Source organism: Mesotoga sp. Brook.08.YT.4.2.5.2., assembly GCF_003351125.1.
GTDB lineage: Bacteria > Thermotogota > Thermotogae > Petrotogales > Kosmotogaceae > Mesotoga.
Window position 1 is genome coordinate 16,349 of sequence record NZ_JPGZ01000013.1, and the last position, 12,895, is coordinate 29,243.

A 12,895-nucleotide genomic window follows, 5' to 3' on the forward strand; every position below is an offset into this window, starting at 1 on the left:
TGGTGAACTCTAGCCGATCAGCAGTGTCAGATAACCCTTTGTTCTTATAAGAATTTCCTGAGCTAGATCCCTGAAGAGTACACCTGCCGTAATTGTTTCCGCTCTTACAAGTTCAACTAGTATCGACTCCACTTCACCACAGAGGTCTCTAACTTCCTCAATCGTTTCAAAAGTAATGTCGGCAGAGAAGATCAGTCTTCTCGAGGAGATCAGTTCAGCAATCTTTCCCATCAGTCTTCCCCAAAGAGAGAACTCCTTCAGCCATGGGCCGACCTCTCTAGACAACTCTTCTGAAAGCTTCTCTTTCAAGGTCTCTGCAGATTGAGTGATCATTTCGGCTTCATCTGAAAGAAGCTCTTGAACTTCGGCCCATCTCTTTTCACCGACTAGTCGATTCAGTGCTTGGTGAAGCTCTACGATTCTTCCGGAATGACCTCTGTGTATCGGACTGAAAAGATTGTACTCGCAGAACAGCTCCATCTCCTTCGAACATTCAGGGGCGACTTCCGAAATGGCGCTAACCCAAGCCCTTTCCACATCGTATTCATTGGAATTATTGAGGAATTCTGCAGCAGATGCAAGCGCGATTTTCGATGCAATAGGTTGATTCATCGGGTTTAAGACGATCCCTTCTGAGTGTTCAACGATGCCGGGGTCTCTTCCCTCATAGGGCCCCACATGCAGTTCGGGGACCATAGAGGCGTCGTTCACAGGGTAGTTGTCCCAGTATAATGGTTTTCTCTGGAAGGCCTCTTCGGCAAGCATGGAATCTTCAAGCGAGAGTCTCTCCGAACACACCTCGGGACCGGTCCACATAATAGATATGTCGCCATCCAGAGCTTCTCCAAGAATCTTCATGTAATCTGTTACCTTGCGCCCTTGATATTGAGTAGGACAGACAATGAACCTTGAGAGACCTTCGACTTTCGCCTTAAGGATAGAGTAGACTGTGTTTGCGAAATGAACCTGAGCTTCAGCAAGAGAACCGAATGCCTCTTCATCTTCTTCGTGTACGAGGGTTTCCGGAATATCGTCGTAGAAGATTGCGAATGATCTAACTCCTGTGCCTGCTATATCTTCCAGTTTTGCGACCAAGGTTTCGATGTCTGAATCGCTGGAATACCTCACTCCAAGACCGGGACTGATAGAAAAGACAACCGAAACACCGCATGACAGCCCCTCGGCAACCAACTCCGCAAAGTCTTTCTTGAACTCCTCGCTGTATTGCTCTCGCCACCTTCTTCTATGGAGTTCATCGTCTTTTGGAGCGTAAATGTATAAATTGTAACGATGCTCTCCTAGAAACCTCAGCATCGCCTTTCTCGCCTTCATAGACCAAGGAACACCATAGAATCCTTCTACCACGCCTCTGATCTCGAATTTTGACATGTTGAACTCCCTTCATCAAATCATTTTCAATCAGTTTATCATAATCCAAACTCTCGCGCGAATTACTTCGTTTCCCGTTTACTTGGCAAATGTTACGGTTGCTTCATGCGGAATCTAACGTTTAGTCCTATTGACTTACGATTTCCGTAATGCATCATAACTAAATCTACTCAAGAGATTTCTCGCCAGGTTTAGTCAGAAAAGCTATAATTGTAGCATAACCCGGTAAAGGAGGTTGGCTATATGAAAATAGGTTTGGTAACCGACAACACCTGCAACTTGTCAGATGAAGACATCAAGGCACTAGACGTTAGAATCGTGTCTCTTTATATCAACAGAAGCGGGAAATACACAAAAGCGACTGATCTGAACCTTGAGGAGTATTACGAGGAGTTAGGATCGGCTGCGGAGTTGCCGAGTACCTCTCAGCCTTCTCCGCAAGACTTCATTGTTGCTTTCGAAGACGCTCTCAAGACATACGACGCTTTGATTGTACCTGTTCTGTCCGGGAAGCTTAGCGGAACGAGCGTCTCGGCGAATATCGCTGCAAGGGACTTCGATCAGCCGATTCACGTAATTGATTCCCTGTTGGTTGCGGATGGCCCTGGAATGCTGGTGAAGAACCTGGGGGACATGATAAAGAACGGAGCATCGATCCAGGAGCTGGTCGAATATGCTTCTTACTTTCACAAGAAGACGAGAACCTTCTTTTCGACAGATGATCTGAGTTATTTGCAGAAAGGCGGACGAATAGGGAAAGCGAAGGCTCTAGTGGGCAATCTGCTTAAGATGAAGCCTGTAATCAAGCTGGACGAAGGCGAACTCAAGCCCGTCGAAAACGTCAGGGGGAACAAGAAACTGCTTGAAAGTTTGGTTAGTTACACCTTCAAGGAGATCCAGCCCGAGAATCTCCGAAGAGCGAGAGTGCTGACGATCTGGAGAAAGGAAGATGCCGCAACTTTGGAGAAGATGCTCCGTGTCGAGGCTCCCGAAGCAGAAATCGAAAGTAGAATTATTGAGCCGATAATCGGTACTCATCTGGGACCTCAGGGAATTGGCATAATCAGCGAAATGAAGTAAAGACGTTCACCGACCTTTTCGGGACTAGAAAGGGGCGTCTTAGGATAAAAGGTCATCTAAGATTCATCTTCTGGGGGGTAAAAAGGCTTTGAATGCGCTTGAGAGAGTCAAGACACGTTTCGGAAGGGCCTTTGATTTCTTGCCGAGCATATATCGTCTAATAAATAACGAGAGACTGGCAAAGCACTTTGCGGAACTGCGTCCGGGCTATCGCCCTGTGGGAGAGCTTGTCGAATTGCTAAGGACTACCAAGAAGAAGCTGCCGGAGACGATTTTCGAGAAGATGAGTCTTTACTTTGATTGGAAAGCTCCTCTTGAAATGCAAATTAGCCCAGTAATGCCCGATGACAGCACGAAAACTTGGACGTTCTTATCGAGAGGATAGCCTCGCTTTCTCCAAGAGAGATGCTAAGGGACTTCCTTCTGATCGGGTTTGGTCCAAGGTCTGCCGGATACATGAGTCGATAATGGGCAGAATTCTGGGCGATCAACTGGGGGCGCTCGTCTTTCTTGCAGATTAGGCCGTCCTGAGTTCTCAACAGAAGGCAGTTATGCTCGACTTCATTTCTAGTCCGGAGTCTATGAAAGACGACTTCCTGCACCTTCTTTTGTGGTAAGGAGAACACGTTTACTCATCTATCCAATGCGAAGATGAATTAGTAGCGGAAAGCAGAAGATCTCTCGAGAAGAATCTCTCTACCTTCGGAAACGATTATCTCTTGAAACTGACAGACAACATGCACAATGAAGAATTTGAAGAGGAAAGGAAGATGGTTCTCGTTCTCTCCTACTTTATAGAGAACGCGCAGAGAGGAATCCTTCACCCCCGTGCTAAGAACGATGTCTTTTTGATCGGTTACAATTCTGTGAGTTCCCTTCTCGAGAGTGATCCGGTTGCCAATGCTTCGAGAAGATACGGGCCCCTTTCAAACTCCAATCGAATAAGATTGCTGAACTCTCTCTTCGGGGAACGCCTCACAGGCTACGAGCTTTCTCGCAAGATGAAACTCTCGAACGCCGAGTTGACGGAGACCTTTTCTGCTCTGGTTGCATGTGGTGTCGTCAAGACTGTACGAGAGACGATTGGATAATCTTTACAGCCGGCAGAGATGAAGTAATCGATATGCTCACAGGCGAAATCAAGGGAAAAAAGTAAGTGTGCTCGATTCTACTGATGTGATAAGGTTCAAATTTCTTGGTTGATTAAGAAACTCGAGCAAATAACGAAAAAAAGCCCGGAAAATATCCGGGCCGGGTGGTAGAGAAGAAGTCTTGTTCGTATTGTTATGACAGAAATTCTCTATTGTGAGTTCACTTCTATTGTCGATTTCGACGAGCTTTTTTCTGTGTTTCATTTATCTAAAATAGATGATCCCCTAAAGTGAGAATGGTGCAAGAAGTCGGGAATCGGGTAAGTGCGTAGTAACATGGAATCGGGGGTGTGATTATGGAGTATCGAAGACTTGGCAAGACAGATTTACAGATCTCCCTTCTGGGGTTGGGAGGCTTCCATCTTCTCGAGATTGAACTGAAAGAAGTGAGAAAGATAGTGGATCGCTATCTCGAGGCCGGAGGAAATTACTTCGAAACAGCAAGATCGTACGGCGATGGGGTCTCCGAGCGCAAGCTATCGGAAGCATTGCCCAAGGACGGGGTGATCGTGGCTTCCAAGACGGGCGGCAGAGATGAGGAGTCTTCAAGAAGCGATCTTCTTGCGACACTCAAAGCTCTTGGAAGGGATCATATAGATATCCTGTTTCTTCACGCAGTAACGAAAAGCGGCGACTGGGAGGCGATCACTTCGCCGAACGGCGCACTCAAGACCGTGGAGTGGGCAAAGAGCGAAGGGCTTGTGCGGTACGCAGGAATTACGAGCCACGGTTACGGCGGTACGCTTTTGAAGGCACTAAAAGAATATCCTTTCGATCTATTCATGACTCAAATGAACTACTACGATAGGTTCAACTTTCCCGAGATTGAAACGAAGGTAATCCCTTTCTCCGTTTGCAACAATATAGGAATAATCGCGATGAAGGCGCTGGCCGACGGGTATCTCTGGAAAAGCGTTGAGGACGCCTTCAGGTACACAATGACGCTCCCCGTTTCTTGCATTGTGAGCGGAATCAACACCCTCGAGCAGCTGGAAGAGGATCTCACGCTGATTGAGAAAAGGCCGTTCACTGCAGCCGAACTCGACCATCTCTTTGCAGAGGCGCCCGAACTCGGCAATTACGTTTGTAGACAGTGCATGAAGTGTCTGCCCTGCCCTGAGGGGATCAACATTCCCGGGTTCTTCCTCGCCGAAGGACGTTACGATAGACAGATGCTGGATGGCAAGATCATAAGTGCAGCGGATTACGCTTTGAGAGACAGACTAGCCCACTGGTTTGGAAGCGAGGAGCAGGGGATCGCTGAGTATAAGTCTCTCGTTCCCGGCGTTGACAGTTGCAACGATTGCGGCATCTGTGTCGAGCGTTGTCCATATGGAATAGATATTCCCAGGAAACTCAGGATTGCCAGATCGAAGATAAGGGAGGGCTATGTCTGGTAGTCGATTAAAGAGGTGATTCAAGTGGGCAGAATCAGCTTTTTTCCTTTGGAAGTACTGGGTTTCTTCTTCGTATTCTTTTTTGGGGTGCTTCTCCATATGGTCTACGGATGGAGCGGAGGTAATGCAATCGTAGGCTTAATCTCTCCGGTTAATGAGAGCATTTGGGAACACCTGAAAATGGTCTTCATTCCGGGGCTTATTCTGCTGGCAGTGGAGTTGTTCTTTTGCAAGGAGGTGCCAATACCCGTGCTGATTGTGGGAAAGACTCTCGGCATCTACGTGATGTGCGCCACAATTCTCGGGGGTTTCTACTTCTACACGCTCTTCATCCACCACAATCTCATTGTTGATATACTATTAATGGCCCTTGCTGTGGCTCTCGGTCAGATCATATCATATAACGTAGTCTCAAAGTTCAATGTAAGCAGGGTTGCAGAGTGGATTCCTCTGGTCATACTGATTTTCTTAGGTGCTGCCTTTGTGCTGTTCACATTTATACCGGCGCGTTGGGAGCCTTTCAGAGACTCAATCACTGGGGAATACGGAACCAATTAGCGTGTAGAAGTGATGATCGAGAAGTGAGCAACTGAATACATGAAGAGAAGGAGGTTTCATTGTGCTTTCCGGAAGAGACATCTACGAATCAATGGAAATCAAACTAGATGAGACTTTGCCGCCCGATCCAGTCTTCCAGCCTGGGATCAGGAGAGCGCCCAAGAGAGAGCTGAACCTCTCGCTGAACGAGATCGAACTGGCCCTGAGAAACGCGCTGCGTTACATTCCAACAAGACTTCACGAAAGGCTTGCGCCCGAGTTCCTCGAAGAGCTGCGCTCAACGGGGAGGATTTACGGATACAGGTATCGGCCTCAAGGCGAAATAAAAGGCAGACCGATCTACCAATACAGAGGAAAGTGCATTGAAGGAAGGGCCTTTCAGGTAATGATCGACAACAACCTCGACTTCGATGTGGCCCTCTATCCCTACGAGTTGGTGACTTACGGGGAGACCGGACAGGTATGCCAGAACTGGATGCAGTACAGGCTCATAAAGAGATATCTAGAAGAGTTAAGCGACGAACAGACACTCGTCGTTATGTCCGGCCATCCACTTGGTCTATTCGGGTCAAAGAAGACCAGTCCCAGGGTGATAATCACCAATGCGCTCATGATCGGGATGTTTGACGACCAGGAGCAGTGGATAAGAGCCCAGGCGCTGGGTGTAGCTAACTATGGACAGATGACGGCTGGAGGCTGGATGTACATAGGGCCACAGGGAATAGTTCACGGAACCTTCAATACAATCCTTAACGCTGGAAGGCAGAAGCTTGGTATCCCGGATGACGGCGATCTCCGCGGACACCTTTTCGTCTCCTCGGGGCTCGGCGGAATGAGCGGTGCTCAGGGAAAGGCAGTGAAGATAGCCGGCGGAGTGGGAATAATCGCCGAAGTAGATCGATCGAGGATTCAGACTAGACTTGATCAGGGCTGGATCGACGAAATAGTCGATGATCCATCGAGCGCCTTCGCCCTGGCAAAGGAAAAGGCGGAGAAGAAAGAGAGCCTTGCGATCGCCTTCTTCGGAAACATCGTTGATCTGCTTGAATATGCGGTCAAGAACAACATTCACATAGAATTGCTTTCCGATCAGACGTCCTGCCACGCTCCGTACGATGGGGGTTACTGCCCCCAGGGTCTGACCTTTGAAGAGAGGACAGAGCTACTCAGTAACGACAAGAAGAGATTCGCGGAGCTGGTCGACAAATCACTGATTAGGCATTTTGATTACATAAAGCTGCTCGTCGAAAGGGGAACGTACTTCTTCGATTACGGCAACTCGTTCATGAAGGCAGTATACGATGCCGGAGCCAAAGAGATTTCTAGGAACGGTAACGATACCTCGGAGGGATTCATCTTCCCCTCCTACGTTGAGGATATAATGGGACCCATGCTTTTCGACTACGGATACGGCCCGTTCCGATGGGTCTGCCTGAGCGGAAAGAAAGAGGATCTGCTAAAGACCGATGCGGCCGCAATGAGCTGCATAGATCCAGATCGTCGTGGTCAGGACAGAGACAATTACATCTGGATTAGAGATGCCGACAGAAACAAGCTGGTCGTCGGTACTCAGGCAAGAATACTTTATCAAGATGCCAATGGCAGACGCGATATCGCTTTGAAGTTCAATGAAATGGTAAGGGGCGGAGAGATAGGACCGGTAATGATAGGCAGAGACCACCACGACACCGGAGGGACAGACTCCCCGTTCAGAGAGACATCGAATATCAAAGACGGAAGCAATATAATGGCGGATATGGCTACCCAATGCTTCGCAGGAAACGCCGCAAGAGGCATGAGTCTGGTCGCACTTCACAACGGAGGTGGAGTGGGAATTGGAAAGGCCATAAACGGAGGATTCGGACTCGTTCTCGACGGAAGCGAGAGAGTGGACGAAATTATTAAGACGTCGATACCCTGGGATGTGATGAGCGGAGTTGCCAGAAGAGCCTGGGCGAGAAACGAAAACGCTCTTTCCGTGGCTGCGGATTTCAACAGAGAGAGAGTGGGGAATGAGCAGATCACTCTCCCCTATCTAGTAGATGACGAGATCATTCGCAGGGCCGTGAAAACAGTGATAAAGGAGTGATACACCCTTGACAATGTATTTCGCAAAGAGTGACGAAGAGACGACAAGAAAGCTTCTCAAAAGGATTTTCGAGCGATCGGCAGAAGGTGGCATAAAGGACGTTATTCTGCCGTCGACCAGCGGGCGGGTTGCAAAGCTGGCTTATGAGACCGTCCCCGATTCCATCAAGCTGACAATTGTTACTCATAGCGTCGGTTTTAGAGAACCGGATGGAGACGAATTCGACCAAAAAGTAAAAAAACTGTATACCGGAACGAGGCACTCTATTCTGACCGCTACCCACCTTTTCAGAGGGATCGACGGAGTATTCGTGAAGTCTGCAGGAGGTGCCTATCCGCCTCAAGTATTTGCTACTGCGCTCCGCCTTTTCGGCCAGGGAACGAAGGTCGCAGTTGAGATAGCGATCATGGCTGCAGATGCGGGAATGATCAGAACCGACCAGTGGGTAGTCACAGCCGGAGGAACGAACCATGGAATCGATACGGCCTACATAATCAAGGCATGCCACTCAAATGATCTTAGCCTCTTCAAGTTCGGCGAGCTCATAGCTATTCCGTCGAGCCTGTAAGCAGCTAACACAAAATGCACAGCGCGTTGATTCTCTCGAAATCAATCGCTCATCAGAAGTGAAACTGCTCGAGCGTGAGTTCCGAAGGTTCGGAATCTCCTAATTTGACTTAGGCTCTCGGTTTTTAGCCAGTTGTTGCGGAGAGTATGGGTGTTCATGACTTGGAGGGGAATAGTAGGGGCTTTGTGAACCTTGCGTAGCCCTTTTTGTCTTCCCGACTGATTGAATTCCTGGATGATTCAGGCTATAATCATTCTTATGTGGGGCCGTAGCACAGCTGGGAGCGCGCCGCCTTCGCAAGGCGGAGGCCGGGGGTTCGAATCCCCTCGGCTCCACCAGAGGGGAGATTACTCCCCTTTTTTCTTTGCTGTTCAGCTTCATACTTCCTAAGAAGCAGTCCCAAGTTTCACATTGTCAGTTGCAAGCAGAAGAAATAGTTGTTCGTTGTTCAAAACAACGTTGTCCGTCAACGGTCCACCGTCCACCGAGAAGACCGTTTCAAGAGACTTAGAGAGTTTCTTGGCTCTTGCTCTACAACCCGACTTGTCACTTGCAACTGTTTCAAAGAACGAGATCCTGGCTTGAACCACGCCAGCTACGTGAAGTAAGAAAAGACAGTCATCCCGTAGAGCCTGCCCTGATGTGCACCTGTTCAGGGTACCTGCACGGGATCTCGCCCTGAAGATCCGCTATACGCCAGAAGTTCCGCTGTACGCTTAAAAGCGGTGAACCCGCTGATCGCTGTACGCTGGAGAGAACCGCTGCACGCTAAAAAACGGTGAACCCGCTGATCGCTGCTAAAGACAACGTTGAACCAACAAAAGCTTCCCCGCGAAGCGGGCCTTGCGTCCCCGGACGTTTCTCCGGGCATTGCGACCTGGCGTGGTCTTCGCCAGCCTTGCGTCCCGGCATGTTCTTCGCCGGCATTGCGTCCGCCGATGCTTTTCGGCGCCTTGCGTCAATCAATTAGCATCACTTCCCGACGAAGTCGATCTTGCATCCCCAGGCGCTTTCTAGGCATTGGCTCTTCCACCCGTCTGAGACGACCCTCTGGGGTATGACTGAGGGCAATTGTCATTCAAGATGATTGAACAGAGTCTCTCTGAGCAGTGATTGCTGATTTGGCTGCTGTTATGATCGATCAAGAGGTGAGGAAGTGAAAGATGACAATGGAAGGCTGGTTGATCTAGCTAAGGAAATTGCGGAGAAGATCGACAAAGGAAAAGTCTCTGTTGAAGCGGCAGTGGGTCAGCTGAGAAATAATAGAGCAACAGCGGATGAATTCTCTGCTCTTCAGTTATTGATCGGTGCTCTGAACAACAGAGACAGACTTGCTGAATTGACAGATAGCGGAAACAGTCTTATGAGAATATTGTCGGCTATAAGAATTGGTGAGCTGATTCCTCCCAACGAATTTGGCAGACAGTCTCAGGAATGGAAAAACGATGAGCTTCTGATCACATCTCTATTAAGAGGAAAGGTTCGAAAGAGGAGAAGGGTTTGTACAGAAACAATCTCACCTCTTGCCGGAAGCTCAGACGAAGTCAACTTTCTTCTTGCACGTCTTGTTGAATATGAAAAACCGGAGTCAATAACATCTGATAATCTAATTTCGGTGGTCGCCGAAGCCGCCCTTGAAAGGGGAAGATTCTTCTTTGATCCCGATTTTCTAGTTAATCTTTGGCACAGATATGAGACGGCGCATTGCAGTCTGCTCTGTATGGCCGATGGAGATGGCGATCTCATAAGATATATGATAGGTAAAATCGATAAGTCTAACCGGTCTCTCGTTTTGATGGCGTTGGTGAAAGCCGCGAAGCATGGAATCGATCTTTCTCAGCTCAGTCCTCTTCTCATTTCTGACCCGTATTTGAAGCAAGTCTATGGACTGCTTAAGGATCTGAAAAACGGCACGGCGATTGAAGATCCGCTCGTGCAATTCAGTTTCTACGGTGATCCGCTTCAGTCCGGGAAAGGCTCCAGTGGTGGTATGGGAACATTTCTTAGAACACTGGGGAATGGATTGGCCGAAAGCCTTCCGGGAGTTATCACAATCGTCCCTATAGATGTGAAAGAACTCCTCGAGAAAAGAAGCCTACTGAGCACTGAAAATGATCGACATTTCTTCATGTATGTTCCTTTCTTTGAGCTAGATAGGATGATTCCAGACAGCTTCCTTCGCGATCGCCTGATGGTCGAGTCGAACGTTAGAGATATTCTCGCAATGGCCAAAATCAGGCCAGCTTTTTTTCACATGCGCTTCTCCGACTTTGCATCTTATTCGATGCTTCGATTGGCGAAAAAACTTGGAGCCAGATCCTTCTTCACGATCACTCCCGACCCACAGCGTCGTTTTTCCAACCAGAATGGCGATCTGATAGATCTTGAGCCTTCAAGGGCCCTTACAGAAACTTCTAGAGTTGAGATTGCCTGGACAATGCTCGATGAATGTGACCGGCTGTTCGGAATAGGGGCAGAAGACAGTCGTAATCAGCTCTTTTCCTACTATCCGCAGCTGCACCGGCATAACTTTTCCAAGAAGCTCCAAATGATGCCCGAGGGGATATCTTTGCGCAACGAATGCCCTTTCAGGACTAAAGGTCCGCTTTACTCACTCTTCTTTGATCAAAGCAAGGAGTTCTTTCTCGAGAGATCCTTCAGCAAGAAGCCCCTTCTTCTAAGTGTGGGCAGGTTAGATCCCACAAAGGGGCAGATCAAGCTCTTGAAGGCATGGGGTGGCTCGAACTTGTGTACTTCATTCAATCTTGTAATGATCGGCGGAGATATCAACAGTCCGAATGAAACTGAAGCCGGAGAACTCGCTAGGATGAGGGACTATTTGAAGATGAACGACAGAATTCGGGGAAGGTTCTGCCATCTTCCTGCGATGAGCAATGATGAGATTAGATGCCTCGAAAACAGTATCTCGCAAGTCAAAACAATCCCCTGGCCGCCGATATACATTGCACCTTCGTTCAAAGAGGAGTTCGGTATTGCGATACTTGAAGCAATGGCAGCAGGTTTTGTTGCGATAGGACCAAAACGCGGCGGCGTTAAAAGCTACATAAGACACGGGCAAAACGGCTTCCTGATTGATACAACCAGCGAGGAAACGATCAGGAAAGAGCTTCGAGAGATCCTGCTTGATAAAGAGCTTTCAGTCAGGAAACTTAAGATGATCGCCGAAAACGGAAGTAAAACTGTATACAAGAGATACTCAATCTCTGTAGTCTCAAGAATGTTTGCAGCCGCCTATTTAGATTAGCAATACGTTTTCCTGCAGTTCAAGGTCTTCTGCTCAGATCAACACACTCCCTCGAAGGATTCTGAATCAGCGTTGTTGCTTTGAGGAGACGTCAGTTGTTAACCATAGAATAACAAGGGCACGTTCACCGATATGATCAAGATAAGACGAGACGGATCTTTCGAGACGTTCGCTGCGCTCACGAGAAGACGAGAACTCTCTCCTCTGTCTCTTTCTCTCTCTTCAACTCGTACCTTCCCGCTCTTACTAACCAAGAACAAAGTTCCTAGCTTCGGAAAGGGGAACTTGGGCGCAACGGGCCGGAACCGATCTTCCGATACTATCGGAGAACGGTGAACCGATAACGTATAACCGTTTCTTATTCGACTTGCATCCCGACACTGCAACTCTCTATTTCGGATAACCGTTAAGGTTAACACATTTTGCTCTTCCCAAGGTTGGGTTAATCCTCGATTTGCGTGAGGACTCCTATACTTCTCTAATTCTTATTCTGCATTCGCTTACAATCATTATCTTACCCGTTACGAAGCTTCTTTTAAGAACTGGGATTAGTCTTCCTAGCGCTTCGAAACACTTTCTCTTGACTGGCTTCTGAGACGAAGTATAATTATTCCTGGAACTTCGGTGCGACTAAGAAGAGTAATGTCTGAGAAGTCAAGATCCTGAGTAACGAGAACTCTGTTCTCATATCCGCAAATAGTAAGAATACGATCATCAGTTGCGCCTTCAAGCTGTTCTTCTGTTACGTTCGTGGCATCGAAGTGGTTCTCGCGAAAGAGCACAACAGAAGCTTTGGGAAGGTTTTCAACAAGCTTGAATTTCTCTTTCAAGGGAGAATTTCAACTCGTTCTTTCGTAAGCAGAGATGCATATTCGATAGCGGAAATGATGTCCTCACGAGCTAGTGAGGGATATTGATCGATAATTTCCTCGAAACTATGTCCGGCTGCAAGCTCATCTAGAATGAGAGAAACAGGAATTCTTGTTCCCTTTATACAGGCTCTGCCATGACATATATGAGGATCAAGGACAATCCTATCAAAACATGTCATAAGAATCCTCCATTTGATCTGTCTGAACAAATTATAGCATCACTGCAACTATCGACGATAACTGGCGAAGACCTGCTCTTGGCAGCCCTCTAACTCTTGCTCATAAATCCCCTCTTGAGCGGAGCGGACCGCTTACGCTGAAAGATCGGCTCGTCAGGAAACGCTGACCGCTGCTCAAAACAACGTTGTCCGTCAACGGTCCACAGTCCACCGAGAAGAGCGTTTCAAGAGACTTAGAGAGTTTGTTGGCTCTTCTTCTTATAACTCACAACTTGCATCTTGGAACTTGCAACTGTTTCAAAGAACGAGATCCTGGCCAGTAGCGTGCCAGCTACTCTAAGTTGTCA

General features: G+C 48.0%; 12 protein-coding genes and 1 tRNA gene. 9 read left to right on the top strand and 4 right to left on the bottom strand.

The features are described 5' to 3' along the window. Window positions 1–9: 9 nt before the first annotated feature. A complete protein-coding gene (locus Q502_RS04835) occupies window positions 10–1,389 on the bottom strand; it encodes a protein O-GlcNAcase (RefSeq protein ID WP_102819082.1) in 1,380 nt (459 codons plus the stop codon). 243 nt (window positions 1,390–1,632) lie between these two features. On the opposite strand from Q502_RS04835, the gene Q502_RS04840 reads away from it, so the two are divergent. The 8 genes from Q502_RS04840 (at window position 1,633) to Q502_RS04875 (ending at window position 8,570) form a co-directional block, all read left to right on the top strand. Further along, the gene (locus tag Q502_RS04840) at window positions 1,633–2,469 is read left to right on the top strand and encodes a DegV family protein (RefSeq protein ID WP_102819081.1); all 837 of its coding nucleotides are present in this window, start codon (window positions 1,633–1,635) and stop codon (window positions 2,467–2,469) included. 88 nt (window positions 2,470–2,557) lie between these two features. After that, entirely contained in the window at window positions 2,558–2,854 is a 297-nt protein-coding gene (locus Q502_RS04845; protein ID WP_102819080.1) for a hypothetical protein, read from the top strand. A 385-nt stretch (window positions 2,855–3,239) separates the two neighbouring features. After that, complete coding sequence (locus Q502_RS04850) at window positions 3,240–3,560, top strand: hypothetical protein (RefSeq protein ID WP_114794125.1); 321 nt, start codon at window positions 3,240–3,242, stop codon at window positions 3,558–3,560. Between the two features lie 356 nt (window positions 3,561–3,916). Continuing rightward, window positions 3,917–5,020 carry an aldo/keto reductase gene (locus Q502_RS04855; RefSeq protein ID WP_102819078.1) on the top strand — a complete coding sequence of 368 codons (1,104 nt, stop codon included), beginning with the start codon at window positions 3,917–3,919 and terminating at the stop codon, window positions 5,018–5,020. A 21-nt stretch (window positions 5,021–5,041) separates the two neighbouring features. Next, the gene (locus Q502_RS04860) at window positions 5,042–5,575 is read left to right on the top strand and encodes a DUF6512 family protein (protein WP_102819077.1); all 534 of its coding nucleotides are present in this window, start codon (window positions 5,042–5,044) and stop codon (window positions 5,573–5,575) included. Window positions 5,576–5,666: 91 nt separating this feature from the next. Next, window positions 5,667–7,664, top strand: coding sequence for a urocanate hydratase (locus Q502_RS04865; RefSeq protein WP_374704104.1), 1,998 nt, complete (start codon window positions 5,667–5,669; stop codon window positions 7,662–7,664). Window positions 7,665–7,677: 13 nt separating this feature from the next. Continuing rightward, window positions 7,678–8,232, top strand: coding sequence for a pyruvate kinase alpha/beta domain-containing protein (locus Q502_RS04870; protein ID WP_258001919.1), 555 nt, complete (start codon window positions 7,678–7,680; stop codon window positions 8,230–8,232). A gap of 262 nt (window positions 8,233–8,494) precedes the next feature. Beyond that, window positions 8,495–8,570, top strand: a tRNA-Ala gene (locus tag Q502_RS04875). 48 nt (window positions 8,571–8,618) lie between these two features. On the opposite strand, the gene Q502_RS04880 is transcribed toward Q502_RS04875, so the two are convergent. Then, on the bottom strand, window positions 8,619–8,822 hold the full coding sequence (locus tag Q502_RS04880; RefSeq protein WP_103134171.1) for a hypothetical protein: 204 nt from the start codon (window positions 8,820–8,822) through the stop codon (window positions 8,619–8,621). 566 nt (window positions 8,823–9,388) lie between these two features. Here Q502_RS04880 and Q502_RS04890 point away from each other — a divergent pair. Next, on the top strand, window positions 9,389–11,497 hold the full coding sequence (locus Q502_RS04890) for a glycosyltransferase family 4 protein (protein ID WP_258001918.1): 2,109 nt from the start codon (window positions 9,389–9,391) through the stop codon (window positions 11,495–11,497). Window positions 11,498–12,054: 557 nt separating this feature from the next. Here the strand turns inward: Q502_RS04890 and Q502_RS04895 are convergent. Together Q502_RS04895 and Q502_RS04900 are read right to left on the bottom strand one after the other, a co-directional pair. Continuing rightward, on the bottom strand, window positions 12,055–12,327 hold the full coding sequence (locus Q502_RS04895; RefSeq protein ID WP_102819073.1) for a DUF5615 family PIN-like protein: 273 nt from the start codon (window positions 12,325–12,327) through the stop codon (window positions 12,055–12,057). Next, window positions 12,324–12,548 carry a DUF433 domain-containing protein gene (locus tag Q502_RS04900; RefSeq protein ID WP_102819072.1) on the bottom strand — a complete coding sequence of 75 codons (225 nt, stop codon included), beginning with the start codon at window positions 12,546–12,548 and terminating at the stop codon, window positions 12,324–12,326. The genes Q502_RS04895 and Q502_RS04900 overlap by 4 nt, the downstream gene beginning before the upstream one ends. Window positions 12,549–12,895: the final 347 nt, after the last annotated feature.

Excerpts from the sequence above, each read along its gene's own strand:
- Q502_RS04835 (WP_102819082.1), bottom strand. The coding sequence starts at position 1,389 with ATGTCAAAATTCGAGATCAGAGGCGTGGTAGAAGGATTCTATGGTGTT.
- Q502_RS04840 (WP_102819081.1), top strand. The coding sequence starts at position 1,633 with ATGAAAATAGGTTTGGTAACCGACAACACCTGCAACTTGTCAGATGAA.
- Q502_RS04850 (WP_114794125.1), top strand. The coding sequence starts at position 3,240 with ATGGTTCTCGTTCTCTCCTACTTTATAGAGAACGCGCAGAGAGGAATC.
- Q502_RS04855 (WP_102819078.1), top strand. The coding sequence starts at position 3,917 with ATGGAGTATCGAAGACTTGGCAAGACAGATTTACAGATCTCCCTTCTG.
- Q502_RS04865 (WP_374704104.1), top strand. The coding sequence starts at position 5,667 with ATGGAAATCAAACTAGATGAGACTTTGCCGCCCGATCCAGTCTTCCAG.
- Q502_RS04870 (WP_258001919.1), top strand. The coding sequence starts at position 7,678 with ATGTATTTCGCAAAGAGTGACGAAGAGACGACAAGAAAGCTTCTCAAA.
- Q502_RS04900 (WP_102819072.1), bottom strand. The coding sequence starts at position 12,548 with ATGACATGTTTTGATAGGATTGTCCTTGATCCTCATATATGTCATGGC.